This is a genomic window from Pseudomonas bubulae, from assembly GCF_037023725.1.
GTDB classification, from domain to species: Bacteria; Pseudomonadota; Gammaproteobacteria; order Pseudomonadales; family Pseudomonadaceae; genus Aquipseudomonas; species Aquipseudomonas bubulae.
Genome location: NZ_CP146077.1, coordinates 5,076,473 through 5,102,431 on the forward strand (window position 1 = coordinate 5,076,473; position 25,959 = coordinate 5,102,431).

At 60.4% G+C, this 25,959-nt stretch carries 15 protein-coding genes; 8 read left to right on the forward strand and 7 right to left on the reverse strand.

Features of this window, described 5'->3' with window-relative positions:
- Positions 1-27 precede the first annotated feature (27 nt).
- From V6L81_RS23380 to V6L81_RS23410, 7 genes are all read left to right on the forward strand, one after another.
- Positions 28-1,239, forward strand: a complete 1,212-nt coding sequence (locus tag V6L81_RS23380) for a NarK/NasA family nitrate transporter (RefSeq protein ID WP_095002501.1) — start codon at positions 28-30, stop codon at positions 1,237-1,239.
- A 7-nt stretch (positions 1,240-1,246) separates the two neighbouring features.
- A complete protein-coding gene (locus V6L81_RS23385) occupies positions 1,247-2,917 on the forward strand; it encodes a bifunctional protein-serine/threonine kinase/phosphatase (protein ID WP_095024404.1) in 1,671 nt (556 codons plus the stop codon).
- 318 nt (positions 2,918-3,235) lie between these two features.
- On the forward strand, positions 3,236-5,689 hold the full coding sequence (nirB, locus tag V6L81_RS23390; RefSeq protein ID WP_133143988.1) for a nitrite reductase large subunit NirB: 2,454 nt from the start codon (positions 3,236-3,238) through the stop codon (positions 5,687-5,689).
- The gene (gene nirD / locus V6L81_RS23395; RefSeq protein WP_317757241.1) at positions 5,686-6,003 is read left to right on the forward strand and encodes a nitrite reductase small subunit NirD; all 318 of its coding nucleotides are present in this window, start codon (positions 5,686-5,688) and stop codon (positions 6,001-6,003) included. Before nirB ends, nirD begins: the two co-directional genes overlap by 4 nt.
- Positions 6,003-8,720, forward strand: coding sequence for a molybdopterin-dependent oxidoreductase (locus V6L81_RS23400; protein WP_323166301.1), 2,718 nt, complete (start codon positions 6,003-6,005; stop codon positions 8,718-8,720). The genes nirD and V6L81_RS23400 overlap by 1 nt, the downstream gene beginning before the upstream one ends.
- Before the next feature lie 10 nt (positions 8,721-8,730).
- Complete coding sequence (gene cobA / locus V6L81_RS23405) at positions 8,731-9,507, forward strand: uroporphyrinogen-III C-methyltransferase (RefSeq protein ID WP_095002496.1); 777 nt, start codon at positions 8,731-8,733, stop codon at positions 9,505-9,507.
- A gap of 279 nt (positions 9,508-9,786) precedes the next feature.
- Positions 9,787-11,187, forward strand: coding sequence for a metallophosphoesterase family protein (locus tag V6L81_RS23410; protein ID WP_176465004.1), 1,401 nt, complete (start codon positions 9,787-9,789; stop codon positions 11,185-11,187).
- 115 nt (positions 11,188-11,302) lie between these two features.
- On the opposite strand, the gene garD is transcribed toward V6L81_RS23410, so the two are convergent.
- The 5 genes from garD to V6L81_RS23435 form a co-directional block, all read right to left on the reverse strand.
- The gene (gene garD, locus V6L81_RS23415) at positions 11,303-12,856 is read right to left on the reverse strand and encodes a galactarate dehydratase (protein ID WP_095002495.1); all 1,554 of its coding nucleotides are present in this window, start codon (positions 12,854-12,856) and stop codon (positions 11,303-11,305) included.
- A gap of 11 nt (positions 12,857-12,867) precedes the next feature.
- Positions 12,868-14,223 carry an MFS transporter gene (locus V6L81_RS23420; protein ID WP_095002494.1) on the reverse strand — a complete coding sequence of 452 codons (1,356 nt, stop codon included), beginning with the start codon at positions 14,221-14,223 and terminating at the stop codon, positions 12,868-12,870.
- A gap of 150 nt (positions 14,224-14,373) precedes the next feature.
- Positions 14,374-15,285, reverse strand: a complete 912-nt coding sequence (gene kdgD / locus V6L81_RS23425) for a 5-dehydro-4-deoxyglucarate dehydratase (RefSeq protein ID WP_095002493.1) — start codon at positions 15,283-15,285, stop codon at positions 14,374-14,376.
- 354 nt (positions 15,286-15,639) lie between these two features.
- Positions 15,640-16,389, reverse strand: coding sequence for a FadR/GntR family transcriptional regulator (locus V6L81_RS23430; RefSeq protein WP_095002585.1), 750 nt, complete (start codon positions 16,387-16,389; stop codon positions 15,640-15,642).
- A 263-nt stretch (positions 16,390-16,652) separates the two neighbouring features.
- Positions 16,653-21,365, reverse strand: a complete 4,713-nt coding sequence (locus V6L81_RS23435) for an AAA domain-containing protein (RefSeq protein WP_338660378.1) — start codon at positions 21,363-21,365, stop codon at positions 16,653-16,655.
- Between the two features lie 182 nt (positions 21,366-21,547).
- Here V6L81_RS23435 and V6L81_RS23440 point away from each other — a divergent pair, with 182 nt between their 5' ends.
- Entirely contained in the window at positions 21,548-24,517 is a 2,970-nt protein-coding gene (locus V6L81_RS23440) for an autotransporter domain-containing protein (protein WP_338660379.1), read from the forward strand.
- A gap of 234 nt (positions 24,518-24,751) precedes the next feature.
- Here the strand turns inward: V6L81_RS23440 and V6L81_RS23445 are convergent, their stop codons facing one another.
- Both V6L81_RS23445 and V6L81_RS23450 read right to left on the reverse strand, forming a co-directional pair.
- On the reverse strand, positions 24,752-25,330 hold the full coding sequence (locus V6L81_RS23445; protein ID WP_095002490.1) for a TerD family protein: 579 nt from the start codon (positions 25,328-25,330) through the stop codon (positions 24,752-24,754).
- 39 nt (positions 25,331-25,369) lie between these two features.
- The gene (locus V6L81_RS23450; protein WP_016783512.1) at positions 25,370-25,945 is read right to left on the reverse strand and encodes a TerD family protein; all 576 of its coding nucleotides are present in this window, start codon (positions 25,943-25,945) and stop codon (positions 25,370-25,372) included.
- Positions 25,946-25,959: the final 14 nt, after the last annotated feature.

The window sequence follows — 25,959 nt, forward strand, 5'->3', positions numbered from 1 at the left end:
AAAAACGATCAACCGTTGAGGTGCGCGATGAATTCAAGCTTCTGGAAGTCCGGCCATACTCCAACCCTGTTCGCGGCGTTTCTGTATTTCGACCTGAGTTTTATGGTCTGGTATCTGCTCGGCCCACTGGCCGTGCAAATCGCCACCGACCTGCACCTGACCACGCAACAGCGTGGGCTGGTGGTGGCCACGCCGATCCTCGCGGGGGCCGTGCTGCGCTTTGTGATGGGCCTGCTGGCTGATCGCCTGTCTCCCAAAACCGCCGGGCTGATCGGTCAGGTCATTGTTATTGGTGCGCTGTTTGTGGCCTGGAAGCACGGTATTCACAGCTACGAGCAGGCTCTTTTGCTGGGACTGTTTCTGGGCATGGCTGGCGCCTCGTTTGCCGTTGCGTTGCCGCTGGCCTCGCAGTGGTATCCACCGCAACACCAGGGCAAGGCAATGGGCATCGCCGGTGCAGGCAACTCTGGCACGGTGTTCGCTGCGCTACTGGCCCCGGTGCTGGCAGCGGCCTATGGCTGGAGCAATGTGTTCGGCTTTGCCCTGATCCCGCTGGTGCTGTGCATTTTCGTGTTTGCCTGGTTGGCCAAAAACGCCCCGGAACGGCCCGTGGCCAAGTCCATGAGTGATTACTTCAAGGCCCTGGGCGACCGCGACAGTTGGTGGTTCATGTTTTTCTACAGCGTGACGTTCGGCGGCTTTATCGGCCTGGCCAGCGCCCTGCCCGGCTACTTCAATGATCAATACGGCCTGAGCCCGGTGACTGCCGGCTACTACACCGCGGCCTGTGTGTTTGGCGGTAGTTTGATGCGGCCGCTGGGCGGTGCGCTGGCGGATCGCTTCGGCGGTATTCGTACCCTGTTGGGGATGTACACCCTGGCGACCATCAGCATCGCCGCCGTAGGTTTCAACCTGCCAAGCTCCTATGCAGCACTGGCGCTTTTCGTCTGCACAATGCTGGGATTGGGTGCAGGTAACGGGGCAGTTTTCCAATTGGTGCCTCAGCGCTTTCGTCGTGAAATTGGCGTTATGACGGGCTTGATCGGCATGGCAGGCGGCATCGGTGGTTTCGCCCTCGCAGCAGGCATGGGCGCGATTAAACAAAGCACCGGCAGCTATCAATTGGCCTTGTGGTTATTTGCCAGCCTTGGCGTACTGGCCTGGTTCGGCCTGCACGGGGTCAAGCGCCGCTGGAGAACAACCTGGGGCTCGGCTGCCGTGACCGCTGCCCGAGTGTGAGGCTGCGATGAGTCTGCAACTGAGTTTCGCCCACGCCAGCGCCATCGGCCCTCGCGCAGAGAATCAGGACGCACTGCGCGAAGTCACGCCTGTGCCCATGCTGGCGGCAAGCAAGGGGCATTTATTTGCCATTGCCGATGGCGTCAGCCAATGCGCCGATGGCGGCCTGGCCGCCCGTTCGACGTTGCAGGCACTGGCGCTGGACTACTACGCCACACCAGAAACCTGGAGCGTCGCCCAGGCACTGGAACGTTTGCTGCAAGCGCAAAATAGCTGGCTGCGGGTCAATGGCGGCGGGCAACCGCTGCTGACCACGGTAAGTGCTGTGGTCATGCGCGGCAGGCGTTTTACGTTGGCCCATGTGGGTGATTGCCGGGTCTACCGCTGGCACGCCACAACCTTGCAGCGCATCAGTGAAGACCACGTCTGGGACCAGCCGGGTATGCAGCATGTGCTCAAGCGGGCGCTGGGGCTGGATCAGTATCTGGTGGTGGATTTTCTGGACGGCGAACTGCAACAGGGCGAGACCTTTGTGCTGCTTAGTGACGGTATATGGTCGACCCTGGGCGATACCGCCATAGCCGCCCTGTTGCGTGACCTTCCCGACCTGCAAAGCGCCGCCAGCACGCTGGTGAATGCCGCGCATCGGGCAGGCAGTCAGGACAATGCCAGCGCTCTGCTGGTGAGGGTCGACGCTCTGGGGGAAAGCGCCATCGGCGACGCCCTGGCGCAACTGCAGCAATGGCCACTACCGCCCGCGCTCAAACCGGGGCAACACTTTGAAAACTGGCAGGTCGAAAGCCATGTTGGCCAGAGCCAGCAATCACTGCTCTACCGGGTGCGGGATGCGCAGCAACAGCCCTGGCTACTGAAAACCCTGCCGGCCCATCTGCACGACGATCACCTGGCAGGGCAAGCGCTGCTATCGGAAGAATGGTTCCTCAAGCGCGTGGCGGGTCGTCATTTCCCCGAGGTGCACCCCGCCAGCCAGCGTCAGCATTTGTACTACGTGATGCGTGAATACCCAGGCACCACCCTGGAAAATCTCTATACCAAGCGCGGGCCTCTGCCCCTGGCACAATGGCTGGATCTGGCCGAGCGCCTGTTGCGAGCTGTGGGCCTGTTACACCGACGGCAGATTTTTCATCGCGATATCAAACCGCACAATCTGTTGCTGGGTGACGACGGTGAATTGCGCTTGCTGGACTTTGGGCTGGCCTACTGCCCCGGTCTGTCGGAGGATCTGCCATCAACGTTGCCCGGCACACCCAGTTATCTCTCCCCGGAAGCCTTTCGCGGCGAAAAACCCAGCCCCGGACAGGATCTCTACGCCGTGGGCGTGACGCTGTATTACCTGCTGACCGGGCATTACCCCTACGGAGAAATCGAAGCCTTCCAGCGCCCGCGCTTTGGTATGCCTGTCAGCGCCAGTCGTTATCGACCCGATCTGCCGGAGTGGATTGCCCATAACCTTGAGCGCGGGGTTGCCGCCGATCCGGCGCAACGCTTTGAAACGGCCGAAGAATGGCTGCTACAACTGGAGCAGGGTGAGCGCCAGAGCTTGAGCGTGCGCCCGCGGCCTTTGCTGGAGCGCGAGCCGTTAAAGGTATGGCGGACGGTGGCATCAGTGTCGTTGTTGATAAATCTGGTGCTGATATTTTTGCTGTCTCACCCATAAAGGTGTTCGCTACAGGGCAAGCGGCGCCCCAATAACGGGCGAGGCGCATTGCATCGGTGCACAAAAACACCCCGCGAATATCCAGACATCGTGTAAACACGGGCTCTTGTCAACTTGGCACAACCACTGCATTAGCTAATCCATCAAACATAAAACCCGGTCTTCAACGACGAATACCAGGTTTCCCGAGAGAACGGGACAAGGACAAAGGCGTCCTCGCTAGGCAACTAGCGGGACGCCTTTTTTTGTTTTTGCACAATGTGTCGAACAAGGCCGCAATGCCCCCCCAGAAGGCCGGCCTTGCTCGCGGAGAACCTGATGAAAAAACTCAAACTGGTGATGATCGGCAACGGCATGGCCGGGGTTCGCACCCTGGAAGAGTTGCTCAAACTGAGCAACGAGCTGTACGAGATTACGGTCTTCGGCGCCGAACCTCACGCCAACTACAACCGTATCCTGCTCTCGCCCGTTCTGGCCGGGGAACAGACCTTCGAGGAGATAGTGCTCAACGATCTGGACTGGTACCTGGACAACAACATCAAGCTGCTGCTCAACCGCAAGGTGGTGCAGATCGACCGGGCCAAGCGCCGGGTTATCGCCGAAGACGGTACCGAAGCCGAGTACGACCGTCTGCTGATTGCCACCGGCTCTACGCCCTTTATCCTGCCGATCCCCGGCAACACCCTGGACGGTGTGATCGGCTACCGCGATATTGCTGATACCCAGGCGATGATCGATACCGCCAAAACCCATAAACACGCGGTGGTCATCGGTGGCGGACTGCTGGGGCTGGAGGCAGCCAATGGCCTGATGCTGCGCGGCATGCATGTGACCGTGGTGCATATCGGCGAATGGCTGCTGGATCGCCAACTCGACCCGATCAGCGGCCAACTGCTGCAAAATGCTCTTGAAGCACGCGGCCTGCATTTTCGCCTGCGCGAACAGACCAATGCCCTGCACGATGCTGGCAATGGCCGGGTGGGCTCGGTGGAGTTCAAGAACGGCGAGATCATCCCTGCAGATCTGGTAGTGATGGCTGCCGGTATTCGGCCCAATACCGAGCTTGCCGAGCAGGCGGGCATCCCCTGCAATCGCGGCATTCTCGTCAACGACACCCTGCAAACCTACGACCCGCGCATTTACGCCATCGGCGAATGCGCCAGCCATCGCGGCATCGCTTACGGCCTGGTGGCGCCACTGTTCGAGCAGGCCAAGGTCTGCGCCAACCACCTCGCACAACTGGGTTTTGCCCGCTATCAGGGCTCGGTCACGTCGACCAAACTGAAGGTCACCGGCATCGATCTGTTCTCGGCAGGCGACTTTATGGGCGGTGAAGGCACTGAAATCATCACCCTCAGCGACCCGATCGGCGGGGTCTACAAAAAGCTGGTGATCAAGGACGACATTCTGGTGGGAGCCTGCCTGTACGGCGACACCGCAGACGGCGGCTGGTACTTCCGACAAATCCGTGAGAATCACGCCATCGGTGAGATCCGCGATCATTTGATGTTTGGTGAAAATGCCATAGGCGATGTCGGCCATCAGGGCCAGGACAAGGCCATGAGCATGGCCGACACCGCCGAAATCTGCGGTTGCAATGGCGTGTGCAAGGGCACCATCGTCAAAGCTATTCAAGAGCACGGGCTGTTCAGCGTTGATGAGGTCAAAAAGCACACCAAGGCGGCCAGCTCCTGCGGTTCATGCGCGGGGTTGGTGGAGCAGATTTTGATCAACACCGTGGGGGGCGCGGCGGACGTCAAACCCAAAAGCGAAAAAGCCATCTGCGGCTGCAGCGACCTGAACCACGGACAAATCCGCCGGGCCATTCGCGAGCAACATTTGCTGACCATCGCCGACACCCAGCGCTACCTGAACTGGCGCTCGCCCAACGGCTGCGCCACCTGCCGCCCGGCGCTCAACTACTACCTGATTTCCACCTGGCCGGGAGAGGCCCGCGATGATCCGCAATCACGGCTAATAAACGAAAGGGCCCACGCAAACATTCAAAAAGACGGCACCTATTCCGTCGTCCCGCGGATGTGGGGCGGCGTCACCAACCCCTCCGAGCTGAGGCGTATTGCCGATGTGGCCGACAAGTACAACGTGCCGATGGTCAAGGTTACCGGCGGGCAGCGCATCGATCTGCTGGGGATAAAAAAACACGACCTGCCGGGCGTGTGGAAGGATCTGGACATGCCCTCGGGGCATGCCTACGGCAAATCCATCCGCACGGTAAAGACCTGTGTGGGCAGCGAGTTCTGCCGCTTCGGCACGCAAAACTCGACGCAACTGGGCATCGAACTGGAACACGATCTGTTCAATATGTGGTCGCCGCACAAGGTGAAGTTGGCAGTGTCCGGTTGCCCGCGCAACTGTTCGGAAGCAGGCATCAAGGACGTAGGAATTATCGGCGTGGACTCCGGCTGGGAGATGTATATCGGCGGTAATGGCGGGATCAAAACCGAGGTTGCCGAGTTCTTCGTCAAACTCAAAACGGCTGAAGAAGTCCGCGAGTACAACGGTGCCTTTTTACAGTTGTATCGCGAAGAGGCCTTCTACCTCGAGCGCACCGTGCATTACCTGCAACGGGTCGGTATGGAGCACATCAAAAAGGCTGTGCTTGAAGACCCCGAACGGCGCAAGGCGCTCAATGATCGCCTGCAGTTTTCCCTGTCGTTTGAGCAAGACCCGTGGAAAGAGCGCCTGGTGCAGCCGTTGCTGAAAAAAGAGTTCGAGGTCATCCCCGTGAACAATCTGGAGGTGCCGGCATGAACTGGCTCGATATCTGTTCACTTGAAGAAATCAACACCCTGGGCTCACGGATCATCAGCGGACCGAAGGGTGATATCGCGATTTTTCGCACAAGCGACGACGAAGTGTTCGCCCTCGACGACCGCTGCCCGCACAAGGGCGGCCCGTTGTCCCAGGGCTTGATCTACGGCAAGCGCGTCGCCTGCCCGCTGCACAACTGGCAGATCGATCTGCAAAGCGGTGAAGCCCAGGCCCCGGATATCGGTTGCGCCCACCACCATAAGGCTCGGGTGGAAAATGGCCGTGTGCAGTTGGCCTTGCGGGATGCAGGCTGATGAGCCGCCAGATCACCGCCTCCACCTGCTGCTACTGCGGGGTCGGCTGCGGCGTGCTGATCGAACATGATGGCGAGCGTATTCTCGGCGTCAGCGGCGATCCGGCGCATCCGGCCAACTTTGGCAAGCTGTGCAGCAAAGGCTCGACCCTGCACCTGACCGGCGACCTCAATGCCCGCGCGCTGTACCCGCAACTGCGCCTGGGCAAGGCGCTGGCCCGTGGTCGCAGCGACTGGGACAGCGCCCTTGATCACGCGGCCAATGTGTTCGCCGCCACCATCGCCGAGCACGGCCCCGACAGCGTGGCGTTTTATATCTCGGGGCAGTTGCTGACCGAGGATTACTACGCCTTCAACAAACTGGCCCGGGCGCTGGTGGGCACCAACAATATCGACAGCAATTCGCGGCTGTGCATGTCCTCGGCCGTGGTCGGCTACAAACGAAGCCTGGGCGCCGATGCGCCGCCTTGCAGCTATGAAGACCTGGAGCTGAGCGATTGCGTGATGATCGTCGGCAGCAATATGGCCTACGCACATCCGGTACTGTTTCGCCGCCTGGAGGAGGCAAAAGCCCGACGTCCGCAGATGAAAGTCATCGTTATCGACCCGCGGCGTACCGATACCTGCGATCTGGCCGACCTGCATCTGGCAATTTTACCGGGCACCGACGTCGCGTTGTTTCACGGGATTTTGCATTTATTGCTGTGGGAAGACTGGGTCGATCGCGACTTTATCCAGGCCCACACTCAGGGCCTGCCCGAGCTGAAAAGCCTGGTGCGCGATTACACCCCACAGATGGTCTCGCAATTGTGCGGCATCAGCGTCGAGCAACTGCAGCAATGCGCCGAATGGGTGGGCACCTCGCCAAGTTTTTTATCGCTGTGGTGCATGGGCCTGAACCAGTCCACCGCCGGCAGCGCGAAAAACAGCGCCCTGATCAATCTGCATCTGGCCACTGGGCAAATCGGCCGACCGGGTTCCGGACCGTTCTCCCTGACCGGTCAGCCCAATGCCATGGGCGGGCGCGAAACCGGTAGCCTGTCCAACTTGTTACCCGGCCATCGTGATGCGGCCAATGCCGAACACCGGGCCGAAGTCGCCGCTTACTGGGGTGTTGAGCAACTGCCACAGAACACCGGCCTGAGCGCCATCGAACTCTTTGAGCAAATGGCCAGCGGCAAGGTCAAGGCCGTGTGGATCGCCTGCACCAACCCCGCGCAATCCATGCCGGACCAGACTGCCGTGCGGGCGGCGTTGCAGGCCTGCCCGTTTGTGGTGCTGCAAGAGGCGTTTCACACCACCGAAACCGCGGCCTTCGCCGACCTGTTGTTACCCGCCGCCAGTTGGGGGGAAAAGGACGGCACAGTGACAAACTCTGAACGGCGTATTTCCCATGTACGCAAAGCCATCCCGGCACCAGGCGAAGCCCGTTCAGACTGGGCAATTACGGTGGATTTCGCACAGCGCCTGGAAAAACATCTGCGTCCCGAGCACAGCAGCCTGTTTGCATTTGAAACTGAAGCCCAGGTGTTCGACGAATACAAGCACCTGACCTCTGGCCGTGATCTGGACCTGTCGGGTATCAGCCATGCAGTGCTCGATGCCATCGGCCCGCAACAGTGGCCCTTCCCGACGGGGGCTCGTGAAGGCACAGCGCGGCTGTATCTGGACAGGGCATTCCCTACCGCCACCGGTCGTGCGCAGTTCGTGGCCGAGCCCTACCGCGCCGCCAAGGAGCAGCGCGACGCACGCTTCCCCCTCACGCTGATCACTGGTCGCCTGCGCGACCAATGGCACGGCATGAGCCGTACCGGTACGGCCGCGCAATTGTTCGGTCACGTCAGCGAAGCGGTGTTGAGCCTGCACCCGGACGAGTTGCGCCGTCATCGCCTGCAGCCCGGAGATCTGGTCAGCCTCAAGAGTCGGCGCGGCGCCGTGATTGTTCCAGTCAGCAGCGACGACAGCGTGCGCCCGGGGCAGGCGTTTTTGCCGATGCACTGGGGTGACCGCTTCCTCAAGGGCGGGGTCAACACCTTGACCGTGCCAGCGTTTGACCCGCTGTCCAAACAACCGGAACTCAAACACAGCGCCGTGCGCCTGGAACCGGCGCAATTACCTTGGCACCTTTTCGCCCTGATCGAGGGTGATGTTCAACAGAACTTCGAGACACTGCGCCAGCTCTGCGAAACCTTTTCGTACGTCAGTTTCAGCCTGACTGGCCGCGAGCGCCCTGCGTTACTGATCCGTGCCGCCAGCGCCAGCGCACCCGATCCGCAACTGCTACGCGAGATTGATCAATGCCTGGGGCTCAACGAGGGGCCGGTACTGGCTTACGACGACCCGCGCCGCGCCATTGGCAAGCGGGTGCGCATCGAGCACGGAAGCATCACTGCGATTCGTCTGGCGGGCGAAACCCTGGCACGGCACTGGCTGCAAAACCTGTGGCAGGAAGGCCGCGCCGACGAGCAATTGCGCCGCTGGCTGCTGGCGCCACTGAGCGCGCCACCGGGCAACGCCAACGCCCCGACCGCTGGCAACTCGATTGTGTGCAATTGCAAGAACGTCAGTCAGAGCGTGATTGAGGCTGGCATCGCCCAAGGGCTGGACTTGCAGGGACTGAAAAGATCGTTGGGCTGCGGGACGCAATGCGGCTCCTGTGTCCCGCAAATCAAGCGCTTGCTGACTGCCCAGGCGCAGCCGGTCGCCATTAACCCGTGAGGAAATCACAATGAGTGCAAAAGTCTGGCTGGTGGGCGCAGGGCCGGGTGATCCCGAACTGCTGACGCTCAAGGCCGTGCGCGCCCTGCGCGAAGCAGATGTCGTATTGATTGACGATCTGGTCAATGACGCGGTGCTGGAGCATTGCCCCGCTGCGCGGGTGATTTCGGTGGGCAAACGCGGAGGGTGCCGTTCGACTCCACAGGCGTTTATTCATCGCCTGATGCTGCGTTATGCCCGCCACGGCAAATGCGTGGTTCGACTCAAGGGCGGCGACCCATGCATTTTCGGCCGTGGCGGCGAAGAGGCACAGTGGTTGCGTGAACACGGGGTTGAGGTGGAACTGGTCAATGGCATCACGGCCGGCCTGGCTGGCGCGACGCAATGCGCTATCCCCCTGACCCTGCGCGGCGTGGCCCGTGGCGTGACGCTGGTGACGGCACACACCCAGGATGACAGCCAGGTGAACTGGCAGGCGCTGGCGCAAAGCGGCACCACGCTGGTGGTGTATATGGGGGTGGCAAAGTTGAGCGAGATCCGCGAACAATTGCTGGCGGGCGGCATGACGGCGGACATGCCGGTGGCCATGATCGAAAATGCCTCCCTGCCCCACCAGCGCGAATGCCGCAGCGACCTGACGGCGATGGAGAAAGATGCTCAGGCGTTTGAACTCAAGAGCCCGGCGATTCTGGTGATTGGTCGCGTGGCGGCATCCAGCGCGGCACAACCATCACGGGAGGAGAATGTGTGGGAGCCGGGCTTGCCCGCGATGCAGGCAACCCGCTAGTTCTGAAGGGAATTTTAACTGTGGGAGCGAGCCTGCTCGCGAACGACTTTCGCGAGCAGGCTCGCTCCCACAGGGAGGGTTGACCGGCAACAGAGTATCTACAGAAATGGCGCAGAAGGGGTGATCTCAAACGACCCCCTTCGCCTCAACGTTTACCCCGCTGCGGGCCACAAGCCACGCGCAAAGCGACTTGTGACTGAGCCAAATCGACCCCCGCCGTCATCCCGGTGTCATGGGGCTTTGTTTCCTTGACGGGCATTCAGCCCTCAAGGAGCCCCCATGATTCGCCCCACATTACTGGCCCTCGCGCTTTTTTCCGTGATCAACAGCGCTTGCGCCGCCCCCGACACGCCGCTGCCCCACTCCCCCGGCGCGCCTTATGCCGCCAGTGGCCTGGCCGACCGTATCGTGCTGACCCCCGGGGCCGATCCTGCCAGGGAAATGGCCGTAACATTCCGCACCGATACCCGCCAGCAGGCCAGCCAGCTGCAACTGGCTCCTGCCCTCGATGGCCCGCAACTGGCCAAGGCGGCGCATGAGGTCCAGGGCACAAGCATCAGCCTGGACAACGAGAACGGCGCGGCGTTGTTCCACCAGGTACGCCTGCACGACCTGCAGCCGGGCACGGCCTATGTGTACCGGGTCAAGGGCAGCGACGGCTGGAGTGAGTGGTTGCAGTTCCACACTGCGACCAAGAGTTTCAAGCCGTTCAACTTTATTTATATGGGCGATGTGCAGAACGACATTCTGTCACTGGCCTCGCGCAGCATTCGCCAGGCCTTGCAGAGCGTGGCCAACCCCGCGTTGATCGTGCATGCCGGGGACCTGGTGTCGCAACGCGAAGACCTGGTACACGACGATCAATGGGGCGAATGGAACCAGGCAGGTGGTTTCAATTACGGGATGATTCCCCAGCTAGTGGCCGCCGGCAACCACGAATACCTCGACGGCCTCAACCCCGACGGAAGCGAAACCCGCACTCTCGGGCCGCACTGGAGCCGCCAGTTCGCCCTGCCGCAAAACGGTGTTGATGGGCTCAAAGACACCACCTACTTTGTCGACTATCAGGGTGTGCGGTTTATCGTCCTTGATGGCACCTCGGCGCTCGATATGGGCACCCTTGATCAACAGACCCGCTGGCTTGAGCAGAGCCTGAAAACCAGCCCCGCACGCTGGAATATCGTGGTCACTCACCAGCCGGTCTACACCTGCGCCCGCCCCGAAGATACCGAGCCGTTGAAAACTGCCTGGAAGCCGCTGTTCGAGCGTTATGCGGTGGACCTGGTGTTGCAGGGCCATGATCACTGCTACAGCCGTGTCAGCAACGAGGCCGGGCGTGTTGCGTCCAAAGCCGCACAAGCCGGCGGCAAGATTCAGGGACCGGTGTATATGGTCTCGGTGGCGGGTTCGAAGATGTATGGCCTCAATGACCGAGCCCGGCAGCAACCGGATCGCAGTGCTGAAGAAACCCAGCTGTACCAGACGGTCGACGTACAGGACTCAAGGCTGAAGGTGCGCAGCTACACCGCCGCTGGCAAGTTGTATGACGCCTTTGACCTGGAGCGCGACGGCAAAAATCGTAACCACTTGCGCGAGCCGGTGAAAAACCTGCCCGCCGAACGCGCCTGCACGCAAACGGCTGGCCCCGACGGCTTCGCCTGCAGCTCAAGGGCCAAGTAACCCGCTGCTACGGGAAAACTTCAACTGTGGGAGCGAGCCTGCTCGCGAACGACCTTCGCGAGCAGGCTCGCTCCCACTGGAAGGTATCTACGGGGTTCGGCGGCACCTCACTGCTCTAGGTGATCGGCGCCGGATTGAACAGGGTGATGTCGTTGTGCAATTTGTGCTGCTCGGCCCAGGTGTGTTGTTTACCGCTGGCCACGTCCAGGTAGTAATGGAACAGTTCCCAGCCCAGTTCCTCGATGCTCGCCCGCCCGGTGGCGATGCGCCCGGCGTCGATATCGATCAGGTCCGGCCAGCGTCGGGCCAGCTCAGTGCGGGTCGAGACTTTCACCACCGGTGCCATCGCCAACCCATAAGGCGTGCCGCGACCTGTGGTGAATACGTGCAGGTTCATACCGGCGGCCAGTTGCAAAGTACCGCAGACAAAATCGCTGGCAGGCGTGGCACAAAAGATCAGGCCCTTGCCCTTGACCCGTTCGCCCGGCCCCAGCACGCCATTGATCGCGCTGCTGCCGGATTTGACGATGGAGCCCAGGGACTTTTCGACAATATTCGACAGCCCGCCTTTCTTGTTCCCCGGCGTGGTGTTGGCGCTGCGATCCGCCTCACCCTTGGCCAGGTAACGGTCGTACCAGTCCATTTCACGCACCAGTTCTCGGGCGACGGTTTCGTTGGCAGCACGGGAAGTCAGCAGGTAGATGGCGTCGCGCACTTCGGTGACTTCGGAAAACAGCACCGTCGCCCCTGCCCGCAGCAGCAGATCCGAGGCAAAGCCCAACGCCGGGTTGGCAGTGATGCCGGAGAACGCATCGCTGCCACCGCACTGCATACCCAAAATCAGCTCGGACGCAGGCACGGTTTCGCGGCGACGTTGATCGAGTTTTTTCAACCGCACTTCGGCCAGCGCCATGATCTGTTCGATCATTTCGGTAAAGCCGTGGCTGGAGTCCTGCAAGCGGTACAACCACGGCTCGCTCAAGTCCACTGAGCTGTCGTTTTCGTGCATCACCTGGCCGGCCTGGAGCTTTTCGCAGCCCAGACTGATCACCAGCGCTTCGCCACCCAGGTTGGGGTTGCGCGCCAGGTTGCGCACGGTACGGATCGGGATATAGGCGTCGGTGGCGCTGATCGCCACACCGCAGCCGTAGCTGTGGGTCAGAGCCACCACATCATCGACATGCGGGTAACGGGGCAACAACTCGTCCTTGATGCGCTTGACCGCATGGTCCAGCACGCCGGTCACACACTGCACGGTGGTGGTGATGCCGAGGATATTGCGCGTCCCGACCGTGCCATCGGCGTTGCGATAACCCTCGAAGGTGAAGCCCTCAAGTGGCACTTGCGGTGCGGGAACATCAGTGGCCAGTGGCAGGCTATCGAGCGGCGGTGCGGTGGGCATGCGCAGTTGGTCCTCATTGACCCAACTGCCCCGCGCAATGGCTTGCAGGGCATAGCCGATCACCTGACCGTAGCGGATCACCTCGCCACCTTCGGCAATAGCCGCCAGCGTGACCTTGTGGCTCTGGGGGACAAAATCCACCGTCACCAGCCCGTCGGCAAACACAGTACCCGCCGGTACGCCCTGGTCGTTGACCACCACCGCGACATTATCCCGCGGGTGCAGGCGGATCGAGCGCGGTGAGTCGGAATGTTCAATCAACGTCATGACGCCGCTCCTCAAATATGGACAGGTAAAATGTCAGCGATTTTCGGGTCGCTGGTCGGTGGTTCTTTAAGTACCACACGCTTGATCGGGCCGACGATCACCAGATAGCTGAAGACCGCCACCAGTGCGTTGCAACCGACAAACACCAGCGCCCATTTGAACGAGCCGGTGGCACTGATGATGTAGCCAATGACGATCGGGGTAGTGATGGAGGCGATGTTACCGAAGGTATTGAACAGGCCGCCGCTCAAGCCGGCGATCTGCTTGGGCGAGGTGTCGGAAACCACGGCCCAGCCCAGTGCGCCCACGCCCTTGCCGAAGAAGGCCAGGGCCATAAAGCCCACCACCATCCATTCAATGTCCACATAGTTGCAGGCCACGATACTGCTCGATACCAGCAGGCCGGCGATGATCGGCGCCTTGCGGGCGAAGGTCAGGGAGTGGCCCTTGCGCAGCAGGTAATCGGAAATGACCCCGCCCAGCACGCCGCCGATAAACCCGCAGACCGCCGGCAGTGAGGCAATAAAACCGGCCTTGAGGATGGTCATGCCGCGATCCTGCACCAGGTACACCGGGAACCAGGTCAGAAAGAAATAAGTGATGCCATTAATGCAGTACTGACCCAGGTAAACGCCGAGCATCATGCGATTGGTCAGCAGTTGGCGTATGTAGTCCCACTTGGGGCCGTCGGCCTTTTTGCCTTTCTGGTCCATGTCGACCATGCCGCCGTTGTCGGCGATGTGTTTGAACTCCGCTTCGTTGATGCGCGGGTGCTCACGCGGGCTGTAGATCACTTTGAGCCAGATGCCCGAGAAGACGATGCCGAACACACCCATCACGATAAAGACGTGCTCCCAACCGTAGGAATACACGATCCAGCCCATCAACGGTGCAAACAGCACGGTGGCAAAGTATTGCGCCGAGTTGAAAATAGCTGAGGCCGTGCCACGTTCGGCGGTGGGGAACCAGGCGGCCACGATGCGGGCGTTGCCGGGAAAGGACGGCGCTTCGGCCAGCCCCACCAGAAAACGCAGCATGAAGAGCGCCACCACGGCCGTGGACATGCCGAATTCACCGACAAAGCCTTGCAGCACGGTGAACAGGGACCAGGTAAAGATGCTCAGGGCATAGATTTTTTTCGAGCCGAACCGGTCGAGCAACCAGCCACCGGGGATTTGCCCGGCCACATAGGCCCAGCCAAATGCGGAGAAGATATAGCCCAGGGTCACGGCGTCGATGCCGAGGTCTTTTTGCAGGCTGGAACCTGCGATGGCGATAGTGGCACGGTCGGCATAATTGATCGTGGTCACCAGAAAAAGCATGAGCAAAATCAAATAACGGACATGCGTCGGCTTGGTCGCTTGCATGTAGTACTACTCCCACTGATTATTTTTATGTGCGGGTTAATCTGTTTTGGCTGTAGCTGACGGGTGGAACTTATGTGGGAGCTGCGTGAGCCACCGATCGTATTCCTTTACGTAAAAAGCCGCTGATTACTCAGCGGCCTTGGTCATTGCTTACTGCGGACCTTGCTTGTCGATCAAGGCTGCCAGCGCCTCGTACTCGTCCGGCAGCAGATCGGTCAACGGGGTACGCACCGGGCCTGCGCCGTAACCGGAAATGGTGGCCCCGGCCTTGACGATGCTGACCGCGTAGCCGGCTTTGCGGTTGCGGATGTCCAGGTACGGCAGGAAGAACTCATCGATGATCTTGCCGATCGTGCCGTGATCGTCACGGGCCACCGCACGGTAGAACTCCATCGCGGTTTTCGGGATAAAGTTGAACACCGCCGAAGAGTAAACCGGAACGCCCAGTGCCTTGTAGGCCGCGGCGTACACTTCGGCCGTCGGCAAGCCGCCCAGATAGCTGAAGCGATCACCCAGGCGGCGACGGATCGACACCATCAATTCGATATCGCCCAGGCCATCCTTGTAGCCGATCAGGTTGGGGCAGCGCTCGGCCAGACGTTCCAGCAGCGGTGCGGTCAGACGGCAAACGTTGCGGTTGTAGACGATCACGCCGATGTTTACCGACTTGCACACTGCCTCAACGTGGGCGGCAACGCCGTCCTGGCTGGCTTCAGTCAGGTAATGCGGTAACAGCAGCAGGCCTTTGGCGCCCAGGCGCTCGGCTTCTTGAGCGTATTCGATGGCCTGGCGGGTCGAACCACCGACACCGGCCAGGATCGGCACGCTGGTAGCGCAGGTATCGACTGCGGTTTTGATCACTTGCGAGTATTCGCTGGCTGCCAGGGAGAAGAACTCACCCGTGCCGCCAGCGGCAAACAGGGCCGAAGCGCCGTACGGAGCCAGCCATTCCAGACGTTTGATGTAACCCTCAGGGTGGAAATCACCTTGAGCATTGAAGTCGGTTATCGGAAAGGACAACAGACCGGAAGAGAGGATGGACTTCAGTTCTTGTGGATTCATTATTCGAACACCCTGGGAGCACGTTGTGATGAGAAATACGTTAGCGATTCGTTGCGTCGTACGTCATCGTACAACTTAAAAAAAGAACGTCAATCTCATTTCTTGAAATCGTGGCTGCCCTGGGGCGAATCAGTTTCGATAAAAACAAAAAAGCCCGTCTAGTACGGGCTTTGGTGGAGTGTGGTGAAAGTGAAATTTAATTTTTGGTAAGTGACAGGTTGTCGTAGAACAGCTCATCTTACGCAGCAATACCCGGTGGGAGCGGGCTTGTTCGCGATGCAAGCGCCGCGTTCTGTCAGGCCATCCGCGTCGATACGATCGCGGGCAAGCCCGCTCCCACAGGTGGAGGACGCCCTACCCGCGCTGCGCCTCTGCCTCTTCATGGGCATGGCGCAGGCGCTCGCGGCTGTTGGTCAGGTGCAGGCGCATGGCAGCGCGGGCCGCTTCCGAATCCTGACGGGCAATGGCCTGGTAGATTTCTTCGTGTTCACGGTTCAGGCGGTCCATGTACTGCTGCTGGTCATCATGGGCCAGACGCGCCGAATTGAGCCGGGTTCGCGGGATAATGCTGGTGCCCAGGTGAGTCATGATATCCGTGAAGTAGCGGTTGCCGGTCGACAGTGCAATCTGCAAATGGAACTGAAAATCCGAGGCCACGGCATCACCGTTACGCGCGGTATTTTCATTCAGGGCATCCAGCGCCGCGCGCATTGCGGCCAGTTGTTCGGCACTGCGCCGCTGCGCCGCCAGCCCTGCAGATTCAACCTCCAGGCTGATGCGCAACTCAAGAATCGCCAGCACATCGCGCAATGTGACGACAGTTGCCGGATCGATGCGAAAACCGCTCGGGCTCGGTGTATCCAGCACAAAGGTGCCGATGCCGTGTCGCGTCTCGACTTGCCCTGCGGCCTGCAGTCGGGAAATGGCCTCGCGCACCACCGTACGGCTAACACCATGGGCTTCCATGATCGCCGACTCGGTGGGCAACTTGTCGCCGCGCTTGAGCATGCCGTCGCGGATCTGCTCGGACAGCACCGTCACCAACTCTTGCGCCAGGCTGCGGCGCTTGCGAGGGAGGCGGGGTACGTCGTTGTGGTTTTCCATGGTGAACATTTTTCTCGAAATCAAAAGGATCGGAAGCATTGATGATTAAAGCAGCTGATCTATCGCCTTGGCCGACCTGAACACTGCGAAATCGCGCCCCCGTAGGGACGCATCATAGCTCAAGGTGGTTGTACGATCACCTGCTGACACATGACAACGCAAAACCCCAAGGGGCTGGCCTGCCTGTAATACGGGCGCTGCGGTCTGGCTGGCCGGGTCACGATATCGCGAGCAGGCTCGCGCCTACTGTTCCCCGGCGAGCATCAGACGGTCAGTGGCAAAGACTGCTCAGCCTCGACATCGCTCACGGCCAATGTGTCGTCCGGTACCCAGAACAAAAACGGATCTTTGGCCGGACGGTTATCATGGGCCCGCACACGGCCCTCCTCGGTGACTGTTCCTGCGCGTTCAAAGCCATATACCTGACGTCGCTCGACATGAATGCTCGGCGCCGCGCCTTCGCCGCTGGCAGGTTCGATGTTCATTGCCTTCAAGGTAGCCAGCAAATCATCAATGATCTGCTGACGATCAAGGGTAAAAGCCGATGCAAAGCAACGCCAGAAACGCCAGCCTGCCCGCTCCAGAATACGCTGGCGACGCATGTCGCTGTCCCAGCGGTCCGGGCCGTGGAAGCGGTCGCCGTCACATTCGATGGCCAGGCGACTGTCGTTGTCGCCCTCGACCACCATGTCGATGCGATACGCGCCAACGCCCACCTGCGGAATCACCCGATAGCCACGCTGGGTCAGCTCATCGTACATCTCCTGCTCGAAGCCGGATTCGCACAACTCGCGCAGATCACTGACCTGCGCAGCATCCTGGGTAAAAGGGGTTTCAAAGTGCTCAATCAGGCCGCGGCGCAAACTGTCCACAGGGCTGAGATCGGTCAGCTCGACACTGCGCACCAGGTACATGCGATCCCGTGCCCGCGAAGCGGCCACGTTGAAGCGCTGGGCTATCGAGTCGCGGCTGTTGGCAAAGCAATCGCCGGGAGAGGCCACCATGCTCAGGAACATGATGTCGCGCTCCTTGCCCTGGAACGTGCGGGCATCGCCACAGCTGATCTGGAACTGGGTAATAGCCTCTTCACCCAGCTCCTTGGTCAGCATCTGCATGATCTTTTGCGCTTGCTCGGCGCCCAGCAGCGAGACCACGCCGATGCTGCGTCCAGTGATCTGCGGCAGGGCGATCAGGCGGCGAATTTCCTCGACGATCACCTGGGCTTCGCCAAGGTTGAACTTGCCTTTCTTCTCCCCGTCCATCACCAGCAGATCCACCAGCGGCGGGTCCAGACGCTCAGTCATCAACGGCAGGCGCAGCGGTTTGAGTTCGTGGTTGTAGAACTCTCGCTTGGAGTATTCGATGATCGGCGCCACACAGCGAAAATGCTCGCGCAGCATGGTGCCGCTCTTGGCAAATACCACTTTGAACAGGTCATACAGCGAACGCTCGGGCGACATCAAGGGTCGAAACAGGCCCACCTGATTGCCCAGAAAGCGCGCCATCATGTTCTGCACGCGCTCTTCTTCCATGCCGATACCATCGGGCGATACTTGTTTGTCATCGCCCACCACCAGCACTTTTTTCGCCCGCAGCAACGCCGGCAATGCACTGAGATCCGACTGCGACGCTTCGTCGATAATCACCAGGTCAAAGGCACCGTACTGCGCGGGCAGGCTTTCGCAAATGCGGTAATGCGGCATGATCCAGCACGGGATGGCCGAGATCGCCACATCGGCCGCCAGTCGCGCATCCTGACGATAACGCCCGGCGCGTACGCCGGTGCCCTTGCCGATCTTGCGGATTGCGGTGCGGTACAGCTCAAGGGCTGCCCTGACACTCGGCGTGGCGTTTTCCGACAGCCGCAGCCAGGTTCGTTTGACCACCGCATCCTGATAAAGACGCGACAGACTCAGCTCCAGCTCACCGCGTAACTTGAACAATCGCTTGAGGTCTTCGCGTCCGTCGATGCTTTCGAGGTAGCGGGCCAGACGGCTCAGGCGCCACACATCCAGGCAGTTGTCCGGGAGCAGGCCGTCGACCGGCCCGACGACCGGCTCTTCACGCAAACGGGCGGCCCAAAGCAGGCCGCCGCTTTGCGCGATCAGGTCGGTTACCCGCTGTACGGTCTCAAGGGCACTGGCCAGGGCCATCACCCGGCGCAACTCGTCCATCAGCGCGGACCACCGGGTTTGCAGTAAGGCGGTATCAACCTGAGGCTGACCAAGGCTCAAATCCAGAAAGCCTTGCAACTGCTCACTGATATCGCCACCACACCCGGCCAGCGCTTTGTTGAAGGTTTCCTTGATGGCCCAGGTGGCCGCCAGGCGATGGCGTATCAGGTAGTGTCGCAGGATGCTTTCGGCCTCGGCCAATACCGGTGCGTTGCTGCGCAACTGGCTAACCTCGGCCCAGTCCGGGAGCAGCTGCTTGAGTTCGCGGTGGGCACGGGCTTCGCCCTGCTCGGTGAGCACAATGGCATCGAACTGCTCGATCGCCCGGGCCGCTGCCATCAGTTGCTCGGCGTCGGTTTCCAGCGTCGGCAAGGGTATTTCGGCGGCCAGCGCATTCCAGCGCAGCAGCAAGGTACGGCTGTGTTGCTGGAAGTGCACAAAGGCTTGCACATGCTGCCAGTCCTGGTCGCTTTGCGGCTTGCTGCCCAACACCACAATGGTGTCCAGCAACTGTTTTTGCGTGCCCTTGCCAAGCAGGCCGGACAAGCCGAACGGGCGTCGCCCCTGGGCCAGGTTATCGATAGCTGCCACCACCTCGGGTTGCGCATGCAACTCGAACGACAGGCTTACCGGTCGTGCCACAAAGGCCTTGCGCCCTGCCAGCGCGTCTTCGATCTCGCCCTTGAGGCTGGCAAACAGCGCCAGCACATCATCGTTGCCACCACGCATCAGACAAGCCTGCATGGGCGCGGCCCAGCTGTGGGCCGAGGTGCTGATCTGTGTGCGCAGGGTTTGCAGTTGGCCCAAATGCTCGACCAGCGCCTGGGCCTGCTCCAGGGTTTCGGCACTGTTATCCAGCAGGCGCGGCACTTCGCCGGTGCTTTCCTTGAGCTGCAGCTGGCTTTCCTGAGCCAGATCCTGATGCACCTGAATCAGTGTCTGCGCGTCCGGGAAGTCAGCCAGCTGCGGCAGTTTCTGGCCCAGGTAGGCCAGTGAGTCCTTGAGTTCAAGCCGGGCTTCGCGCAAGGCGATGATGTCTTGCAACGTAAAGCGCGGACGATACGCTTCGTCCACGCCGATCCGGTCGGTAAAACCGCTGATTTCATCTTGGGCCGCCGCAACCTGCAAGGCCGCATGGGTAGGGCTCAGGCGCTCACCGTCGATCTCCAGGTCCGACAGATTACGCTCGGCCCAATGAGTGATCTCACGATCAACGCCGGCCATCTGACCATGAAGGGTGTTGATTTCGTCGTCAATCTGCCCGATTTCGCGCTTATACAGCGCACGATCGATGCGCTGTACTTCAGCTGAGATCTTTTGAATGGCGAACTCGAACTGCTTCATGCCGTCCGCTTCACTGCTCAACAAACTGATTGCCAGCGGACGTATGGCTTCCGGGAGTTTTTCCTGCAGCACCGCCAGGGCCGGGTCTTTCATCGACGTCACCAGCACCCGCTTGCCATTGGCCAGGTAATGGCTGATGACGTTGGCGATGGTATGGGTCTTGCCCGTACCGGGCGGGCCCTGCACCACAACGCCATCGTGCACTTGCAGCAGCTGGATGATTTGCACCTGCTCATCGTTGTACGGTTTGGGGAAATACAGCTCCTGCGCTTTTGCCGCCGGCGCATCATCCCCCTGGGTACCGCTGACGTAGGACAAACCACGAAACGGTGGCAGGACCACATCTTCCAGCACACTGGACGGTTCGGTGAGAATGGCCCGCAAGGCCGCCGGCAGCTCACCGGCCTCCTCGATCCCGGCTTCAAAGCGACCCAGGTCTTCAATAAACATATTGCTGTCGCGGGCGCGGGCAAACAGGCACCAGGTATCGGTGACACACAAGAACTCGGCAGCCTTGGGGACGGATCGATCACCCTCGGCCAGCGTCACCGGCAAAAACTGACCATGGGCATCGAGCAGGGTCGATGCTGAACGAATCACCGGCTCGTAGCTGGCGGCGTTGAACGGGCTGATGCCGGCCTGATCCTGTTTGAAAAAATCCTTGGCCAGGGTTGCCAGCGGCCCGACACCGGCAATATCGGCCGCCACATAGGCATCCACTTCCAGACGTGGCTCGGCAGCGCGCGGACGCACTTCAATGGCCATGCTGTCGGGGTTGATGGCGATCTCCACCAACTGGCTAATTAACGGGTAATGGATGACACCGACCACGGGATGTTCCCACGTCGAAACCCCCAGGCCCCACACCAGTTCCAGCTGCGCATCCCCCAGGTTGCCCTGCATCTGTTGCACCAGCATAAAAAGCTCGGCATACAGTTCGATGCTTTTGCGCCGCTGTTTTTCCTCAGCGGCCCACAGGCGCCAGGCCGTTTGGCTGTAAGACTTGAATTGCGCACGGATCTCGCCAGCATCCAGGCAGTCTTCCAGATTGACCCACTCTTCGACAGCGACGTCTTCCCCGATCTGCAGAGCTACAGGCATCAAGCGCGAGCGTTCGTCCTCGGAGATCGCCGTGCTGTTGATCAGGACCTCCCGTGCCAGGCGGACCTTGAGTGCCGGTTCGATCTGCGGCGTGCCCTTGAGTTCGATCCACAACCCCAGCAGCGGGCTGAGGGGCGCCGGTGGCTTGCGCTCATGCAGACGTTCGAGCTGCAGCCAGACTTCGTCTTCCTCGCCGTTGTGCAGATCCAGGCTGACCCCGGGCAACGCCCGCAATTTTTCTTCGCTGGCACTGAAGGCGCTGTGTTGGCTAAGGGTTAACGCCGGCCGCTTTTGCATCAGCGCGGTCTGTTTAACAAATTCAATCAGGCCGGCAAGACGGGCACGTACTGTTTCCATGGGTGAGCTGAACCACTTCGATAAGGGGGCACTTCGACAGAATCTGGAAGCGCCGAGTAAAAGCGAAATTTCTTACAATGGCCGACACGATACAGAGGTTCTGGTGGTATTCGGATACATCATTTTGTAAAACCTGTTCGCTATACATGACGACCTTATTATTACAAAAAAGGTCGTTCGTCATGCCCGCCTCACCCCAGCGTCTTGCGCTCACCCTTGCACTGCTGAGTACCAGCTGTTTATCCCCTGTGGCGTTTGCCAAAGCGGCCCTCCTCAGCACCGCCAGCACCGACAGCCTGACCCTCAATGGCAACGACACCCTGACGTTGACGCCCAGCGGCAGCCTGACCACCACCAAGGTGGCGGTCACTCTGAAAGACGACACCCGCGGCTCAGGTGTCGTCATCGACAACGCCGGCAGCTTGATCTCGACAGGCGGGCGAGCCATCGATACCAGCGGCAGTACCCGTGGTGAACGCAACTACAGCATTATCAATCGCAGCGGCGCGACGATTCAGGGCAGTAAAGATGCTTTGCGAATCGACACCAATTTCACCAGTGGCAGTGTGTTGATCGACAACAGTGGCACTGTGCGCTCGACCGGCAGTGGCCAGGCCATCGACCTCGACTCGCTGCGCAGCGAAGGTGTCCAGACCACCCTTATCAACCGCGAGGGTGGGCTGATCCGCGGCGAATTCAGTGACGGCATGAAAACCGGTTCCAACGCCACAATCCTCAACTACGGCGAGATTTCATCGGGTGATGCCCTGACCGACGACAACAAATTCGACGGCATCGATATTGACTCGGCAACCGGCGTGACCGTGACCAACCACGGCACCCTTTCAGGTGGTCGCCACGGCATGACCACCGATCTGGGCGCAACCCTGGTCAACTACGGCGAAGTCACCGGGCGCAACGGTTCGGGCTTTGGTTCGGACGGCAACGGCACCGTGATCAATTACGGCACCATCACCGGCGCCTACTCCGGGCTCAAGCCCAACGGTGACGGCGATGGCGTGGATATCGACCTGATCGCCCATATCGAAAACTATGGGGTGATTCAGGGCACCGGCGCCGGTGGCGTCGATAAAAACGGCTTTGCCAATGGCAGCGAAGGTATCGCCCTTGGCGGGGGTTATCTCTACAACGCCGCAGGTGCACTCATCAGTGGCGCCAACAATGCGGTGCTGGTGGATGACGGCAGCGATGGCCCCGGGGTCGCGACCACCCGACTGATCAATAACGGCACAATCAAAGGGCTGGACGGTTTTGCCGTCAGATTTGTGGGAGAGTTCGATGATGTGGTCAGCAACAAGGGTCTGATCAGTGGCAGCAATGGTCTGGCCCTGGACCTCGGCGGCGGCGATGACCACCTGACCCTGGGCAGCGCCAGCCGCTTCGACGGCCTGGTGGACGGCGGTAGCGGCTACGACCGGGTGACATTGGATGACCCGGCCGGTGGCCGCTTCGGCAATAGCCAGAACGTTGAATGGCTGGATGTGAAGTCCGGCAGCTGGATCCTCACCAGCCACAACGACTTCAGTGACGGCGGCGAGGTGTTCAGCGGCGCCCGCCTGGTCAACCTGGGAGCCATCAGCGGCGCTATCACTGTCGATGAAGGTGGCATGTATGCCGGTGGTGGCAGCGTCGGCAACCTGCAGGTCAACGGCACGCTGCAAACCGACACGCAGCTGGGCAGCGCCACCATCAGCCATGACTTGACCCTGAGCAGCGGCGCGACCCTGGCCTATGGCGTCAATGCCGATGGCAGCAGCGCACCGGTGCAGGTTGGCGGCACCGTCCACCTCAATGGCTCGACCCTGGCCATCAATGCCGGTAGCGGTACCTATCCGTGGCTAAGCCAGTACAGGGTGCTGAACGCAGCGGCCATCGACGGCACCTTTGGCAAAGTCACCAGCGATTACGCCTTCCTCACCCCGACCCTCAACTACACCCCCACCAGCGTCGAGCTGACCTATGCGCGCAATGACGTAGCATTTACCGATTATGCCAGCAGCGCCAACGGCCACAGTGCGGCCATCGGCCTGAGCCAGCTAAAGGCAGGCAACGCGCTGTATAACGCCCTGCTCAACACCTCGGCACAGACGGCGGGCGCCGCCATCGAGCAGCTATCCGCCAGCAGCAATGCGAGCCTGGGCAGCGCCACACTGGGCGCCTCTTTGCAGGTGGGCAGCAGCATGCTGGCGGCCATGCAGTCGTTGGGCGCAGGCGGTGGCCTACAGGTTGCCAGTGCCGCCAGTGATGCCCCTGCCCTGGCCGCCACGGGCCTGGTGCCGGGCGTGCGCAACCTCAACGACCCGAATGCCCGGGGCAGGCTCTGGCTGCAGGGCCTGGGCAGCTATGGCCGGCTGGACGCAATCCACGGCAACAGCGACCTGACCCAACGTACCAAAGGCGGTGTACTGGGTGCCGACTGGGCGCTAACCCCGGACTGGCGCATGGGTGTACTGGGCGGCTACTCAAAAACCGACGTGGACAGCACCGGCATGGAGGGCAGGGTCAACAGCTGGCACGCGGGCGCCTATGCCATTCACCAGAGCGGTGCGCTGGCCCTGCGCCTGGGGGCGGCGTATAGCGGCCATAACGGCGACAGCAAACGCAACGTGATATTCAACGGCTTCAGCGATCAGCCCAAGGGGGACTACCACGCCAGCAGCCAGCAGGTTTTTGCCGAACTGGGCTACGCCCTGGGCAGCGGTCGTCTGAGTGCCGAGCCGTATGCCAACCTGGGTTATCAGCGTTATCAACGTAACAGCTACACCGAAAAAGGCGGTGCCGCGGCGTTGCAGGTTGACCGGCAAACCCAGGACAACTTCAGTAGCACCCTGGGTGTACGGCTGGCGCATCTGAACCAGCTCGAAAACGGCATGAGCATCACACCCCGCCTGAGCGCTGGCTGGAAACACCTCTATGGTGATGTCGGCAGCTCAACTACCCAGGCCTTTGTGCTGGGCGGATCGGCCTTTGATGTCGAAGGCAGTGCGCTGGATCGCAACTCGCTGGTGCTGGAGGCCGGGCTGGATCTTGGCGTCTCTGCCAGGCAGACCCTGGGGGTGGGCTATACCGGCGATATCGGCAGCAACAGCCGCAACCACGGGCTGATGGGGCAGTGGCAGATGCGGTTTTGATCAAGCGGTGCGTGGAATACTTGTAGCAGCTGCCGAGGAACGAAGGCTGCGTTCGAGGGCGAAGACCTCGTAAAACCTGAGCGTTCAATCTATCTGATGCAGCGAAGTGTCTGATTTCACGACGGCTTCGCCGCCGAACGCAGCCTTCGTTCCTCGGCAGCTGCTACAGGTGTTTATACACAAAAAAAAGGCCCTCCCCGATACCGGGGAGGGCCTTTCGTTTAACGCTGGGGGTTAGCCCAGGTTAACGCCAAAGTTCGAAGCCAATGGCGCCAGGCCACCGGCAAAGCCCTGACCAATTGCCTTGAACTTCCACTCTTCGCCATTGCGATACAGCTCGCCGAAAACCATCGCGGTTTCGGTCGAAGCGTCTTCGCTCAGGTCAAAACGTGCCAGCTCCTTGCCGTCAGCCTTGTTCAGAACGCGAATGTAAGCGTTGGATACCTGACCGAAGTTTTGCTTGCGGCCATCCGCTTCGTGAATGGTCACCGCGAAAGCCAGTTTTTTGGCTTCTTGCGACAGACCCGACAGGTTGACGTTTACTTGCTCATCATCACCGTCGCCGGCGCCCGAGCGGTTGTCGCCCTGGTGCACAACGTTGCCGTCGGGCGAAGTCTTGTTGTTGTAGAACACAAAGCTGCCGTCGTTCAGCACTTTGCCGTTCTCACCAACGATAAACACCGAGGCGTCCAGGTCGAACTCCTGACCGTCAGTAACCCGTGGGTCCCAACCCAGGCCTACAACCACTTCGGTCAGGCCAGGTGCTTCTTTGGTCAGGGAGACGTTGCCGCCTTTACTCAGACTTACTGCCATGTTCGTGAACCCTTATATGAAAAGTTGATGGGGTGCAGATTAAAACTTCAGGCCGTAGCTTTCCGCCAATGGCTTGAGACCGCCAGCAAAGCCCTGGCCCACAGCGCGGAACTTCCACTCGGCGCCATTGCGATACAGCTCGGCAAAGATCATCGCGGTTTCGGTGCTGGCGTCTTCTGCCAGGTCATAACGCGCCACTTCACTGTTGTTGTCCTGGTTCACAATGCGGATGAAAGCATTGCGCACCTGACCGAAGTTTTGACGGCGAGCGTCAGCTTCGTGAATGGTCACGGTAAACGCGATCCGGTCGATGTCAGCGGGTACTTTGGACAGGTCGACCTTGATCGCCTCGTCATCACCGTCGCCTTCACCGGTACGGTTGTCGCCCGTGTGTTCAACCGAGCCGTCCACGCTTTTGAGCTGGTTGTAAAAAATGAAATCGGAGTCAGCGCGTACTTTACCGTCAGCCTTGAGCAAGAAAGCGCTCGCATCCAGGTCGAAGTCTTGACCATCGGTGGAGCGAGCATCCCAGCCCAGACCCACGAGGACTTTGGTCATCCCGGGGGCTTCTTTGGACAGAGACAGGTTGCCGCCTTTGGAAAGGGAAAGTGCCATGTGTAATTCTCCTT

Excerpts from the sequence above, each read along its gene's own strand:
- nirD (WP_317757241.1), top strand. The coding sequence starts at position 5,686 with ATGAACTGGCTCGATATCTGTTCACTTGAAGAAATCAACACCCTGGGC.
- V6L81_RS23430 (WP_095002585.1), bottom strand. The coding sequence starts at position 16,389 with ATGGAAAACCACAACGACGTACCCCGCCTCCCTCGCAAGCGCCGCAGC.
- V6L81_RS23420 (WP_095002494.1), bottom strand. The coding sequence starts at position 14,223 with ATGCAAGCGACCAAGCCGACGCATGTCCGTTATTTGATTTTGCTCATG.
- cobA (WP_095002496.1), top strand. The coding sequence starts at position 8,731 with ATGAGTGCAAAAGTCTGGCTGGTGGGCGCAGGGCCGGGTGATCCCGAA.
- V6L81_RS23440 (WP_338660379.1), top strand. The coding sequence starts at position 21,548 with ATGCCCGCCTCACCCCAGCGTCTTGCGCTCACCCTTGCACTGCTGAGT.
- V6L81_RS23400 (WP_323166301.1), top strand. The coding sequence starts at position 6,003 with ATGAGCCGCCAGATCACCGCCTCCACCTGCTGCTACTGCGGGGTCGGC.
- nirB (WP_133143988.1), top strand. The coding sequence starts at position 3,236 with ATGAAAAAACTCAAACTGGTGATGATCGGCAACGGCATGGCCGGGGTT.
- V6L81_RS23435 (WP_338660378.1), bottom strand. The coding sequence starts at position 21,365 with ATGGAAACAGTACGTGCCCGTCTTGCCGGCCTGATTGAATTTGTTAAA.
- V6L81_RS23445 (WP_095002490.1), bottom strand. The coding sequence starts at position 25,330 with ATGGCAGTAAGTCTGAGTAAAGGCGGCAACGTCTCCCTGACCAAAGAA.
- V6L81_RS23410 (WP_176465004.1), top strand. The coding sequence starts at position 9,787 with ATGATTCGCCCCACATTACTGGCCCTCGCGCTTTTTTCCGTGATCAAC.
- V6L81_RS23385 (WP_095024404.1), top strand. The coding sequence starts at position 1,247 with ATGAGTCTGCAACTGAGTTTCGCCCACGCCAGCGCCATCGGCCCTCGC.
- kdgD (WP_095002493.1), bottom strand. The coding sequence starts at position 15,285 with ATGAATCCACAAGAACTGAAGTCCATCCTCTCTTCCGGTCTGTTGTCC.
- garD (WP_095002495.1), bottom strand. The coding sequence starts at position 12,856 with ATGACGTTGATTGAACATTCCGACTCACCGCGCTCGATCCGCCTGCAC.
- V6L81_RS23450 (WP_016783512.1), bottom strand. The coding sequence starts at position 25,945 with ATGGCACTTTCCCTTTCCAAAGGCGGCAACCTGTCTCTGTCCAAAGAA.
- V6L81_RS23380 (WP_095002501.1), top strand. The coding sequence starts at position 28 with ATGAATTCAAGCTTCTGGAAGTCCGGCCATACTCCAACCCTGTTCGCG.